This window comes from Herpetosiphonaceae bacterium (assembly GCA_036374795.1).
Taxonomy (GTDB): Bacteria; Chloroflexota; Chloroflexia; order Chloroflexales; family Kallotenuaceae; genus LB3-1.
Genome location: DASUTC010000097.1, coordinates 1 through 3,006 on the forward strand (window position 1 = coordinate 1; position 3,006 = coordinate 3,006).

Annotated in this window: 3 protein-coding genes; 1 reads left to right on the forward strand and 2 read right to left on the reverse strand. The window is 62.0% G+C overall.

Annotated features, from left to right (window positions below; all coding sequences use genetic code 11):
• A partial coding sequence (locus tag VFZ66_06985) for a carboxypeptidase M32 (GenBank protein ID HEX6288916.1) occupies positions 1-1,087 on the forward strand: 1,087 nt, incomplete at its 5' end.
• 271 nt (positions 1,088-1,358) lie between these two features.
• Here the strand turns inward: VFZ66_06985 and VFZ66_06990 are convergent.
• Positions 1,359-2,210: a carbohydrate ABC transporter permease gene (locus tag VFZ66_06990; GenBank protein HEX6288917.1), complete on the reverse strand. Its 852-nt coding sequence runs from the start codon at positions 2,208-2,210 to the stop codon at positions 1,359-1,361.
• A partial coding sequence (locus VFZ66_06995; protein HEX6288918.1) for a sugar ABC transporter permease occupies positions 2,210-3,006 on the reverse strand: 797 nt, incomplete at its 5' end. The genes VFZ66_06995 and VFZ66_06990, both read right to left, overlap by 1 nt.

Below are 3,006 nucleotides of genomic sequence, written 5' to 3' on the forward strand. Positions count from 1 at the left end.
CCGACAGATGGCCGATTTCTTTCCCGGCTATGAGCACATGGCCGATCCGCTGATCGCCGACGCCGACTACGGCATGACCGCCGCGTCGATCCGCACGCTCTTTTCCAGCCTGCGCGATCAGCTTGTGCCGCTGGTCCAGGCGATCACCGAGCAGCCGCCCGCCGACGAGTCCTGCCTGCTCCAGAGCTTCCCTGAGGCCGAGCAGATGGCCTTTGGCCTGGATGTGATCGAGCGCCTGGGCTACGACTTCGAGCGCGGACGGCAGGACAAGACCCATCACCCGTTCATGACGAAGTTCTCGCTGGGCGATGTCCGCATCACGACGCGCTTCAAAGAGAACGATCTGCGCGAAGGGCTGTTTAGCACGATCCACGAGTCGGGCCATGCGATGTACGAGCAGGGCATCGCGATGGACTTCGAGGGGACGCCCCTGGCACGCGGCGCGACAAGCGGCGTGCACGAGTCACAGTCGCGGCTGTGGGAGAATCTCGTCGGGCGCAGCCGGGGCTTCTGGCGCTTCTTCTATCCCAGGCTTCAGGCGGCCTTCCCGCAGCAGCTTGGCTCCGTCTCGCTCGACACCTTCTACCGCGCGATCAACAAAGTCGAGCGCTCGCTGATCCGTACCGACGCCGACGAGGTCACGTACAATCTGCATGTGATCATGCGCTTCGACTTCGAGCTGGATCTGCTCGATGGCAGGCTGGAGGTGCGCGATCTGCCTGACGCCTGGCGCGAACGCTTCACCTCGGATATTGGCATCACGCCCACGGACGATCGCGACGGCGTGCTTCAGGACATGCACTGGTTCAGCGACGCAATCGGCGGCCAGTTCCAGGGCTACACGCTGGGCAATATCCTCAGCGCGCAGTTCATGGAGGCCGCAACCAAGGCGCATCCTGAGATTCCGAGCCAGATCGAGGCCGGAGAGTTCGGCACGCTGCACGGCTGGCTCAAGGAAAACCTGTACCGTCATGGTCGCAAGTTCACGGCGTCGGAGCTGGTGGAGCGCATCACCGGCGGGCCGCTGAGCACCGAGCCATACCTGGGCTACCTGCGCGCGAAGTACGGCGAGCTGTACGGGTTCTAGCGGGCGGGGAACAGGCGATTAACAGATAGAACAAGCGAACAAGCGAACAAGGGAGCTAAGCCGTGTTCGTTTGTTCGCTTGCTCGTTTGTTCTCGGCCCAGGCCCTCACCCCCGGCCCCCTCTCCTATGTAGTGGGAGAGGGGGAGAACCTTCTCCTTTCGTTCTCGGTTCTCCCATTGTTCTTTGTGCTTCCCCATCGTTCTCCCCAGAGCTATGAGGAGAGAAGAGATGCTGGGGGACACCCCCAGCCCCCGGCCTCGCGGCCCTTAGCTCACCCCTTGACCGAGCCTGCCAGCAGCCCGCGCAGGAAGTAGCGTCCCAGGAAGATATAGACCAGCAGCGTCGGCAGCGCCACCAGCAGCGCGCCCGCCATCTGAATATTCCAGAAGGTGATCTGGCTGCCCGCGATATTTTGCAGCGCGACGGTGACAACCCGCTTTTCAGGCGCGTTGGTGATGATCAGCCCAAACAAAAACTCGTTCCAGATCGCCGTCACCTGCCAGATCGCGACGACCACAAAGCCCGGAATCGACAGCGGGAACATAATATGGCGGTAGATGCCGAAGAAGTTTGCGCCGTCGATCTTGCCCGCCTCGACTAGCTCGGTGGGTACCTGCACGTAGTAGTTGCGAAAGATCAGCGTCACGATCGGAATGCCGTAGACCACATGCGTCAGGATCAGCCCGCTGATCGTGCCGTAGAGGCCCATTCGCTGCAAAAGCTGCACGAGCGGAATCAGAATGCTCTGGTACGGAATGAACATGCCGAACAAAATCGCGGTGAAGAGCGCGTCCGCGCCGCGAAACTTCCACTTGGAGAGCACATAGCCGTTCATCGAGCCGAGCACGCACGAGATCAGCGTGGCCGGGATCACAAGCTGGAAGCTGTTGATGAAGCTCGACCCCAGCACCGCCCAGGCGTCCCTGAAGCTCTGCAGGCTGAAGCTGGTCGGCAGGCTCCACATCCGATCGAGCCGGACCTGATCGAAGCTTTTGAGGCTAGTGACGAGCAGCAGATAGACCGGCAGCAGGTAGAAGACCGCGAAGGCGATCATGATTGCGTAGATGATCACGCGGCTCAGGCGCACGCGCGGGCGCGGCATAGCAGCAGATTGGGCGCTCATCACTCGGCCTCCTCGCGGGTGCTGTAGATCAGATACGGCACGATCAGCACGGCCACGAGCAGCAGCATGATCATCGCCACCGCGCTGCCCTCGGCGTAGCGGCTGCTCTTGAAGGTGATCTCGTACATGTAGATGCCGGGCACGTCCGTCGCGTTGCCGGGACCGCCGCCGGTCTGGGTGACGATCAGATCGAAGATTTTGAGCGAGATATGACCCAGAATGATGATCGCGCTCAGCGTAATCGGTTGCAGCATCGGCAGCGTGATGCGGCGGAAGATCTGCCACTCGTTCGCGCCGTCGACGCGCGCGGCCTCCTTGATGTCGTCGGAGATGCCGCGCAGGCCCGCCAGGTACATTGCCATCGTAAAGCCCGACATCTGCCAGACCGCCGCGACGATCACCGGGAGCATCGCCAGGGGGATGCCGAGCTTGGTGCGCAGCCCCTCCGGCTGGACGCCGCCGCCGGGCACGATCGTCGCAACCGCGCTCCAGCTCTGGAAGATCGGCAGCCCGACGCGCTGGAACAACTGGTTCAGGCCGATCGGATCTTGGGGCGTGCCCGGATTGAATATCCAGTTCCAGACGGTGCCGGTGACGATGAACGAGAGCGCCATCGGGAAGATATAGATCGAGCGGAAGATCGCCTCGCCCTTGACCTTGGAGTCGAGCAGGATTGCCAGCAGCAGGCCGACGCCCAGGCTACCCACCAGGAAAAAGACCGTGAAGACGACCGTGTTGCGAATATCGGTCTGGAAGCGCGCAGTTGAAAAGATGCGCGCGTAATTTTGCAGCCCGA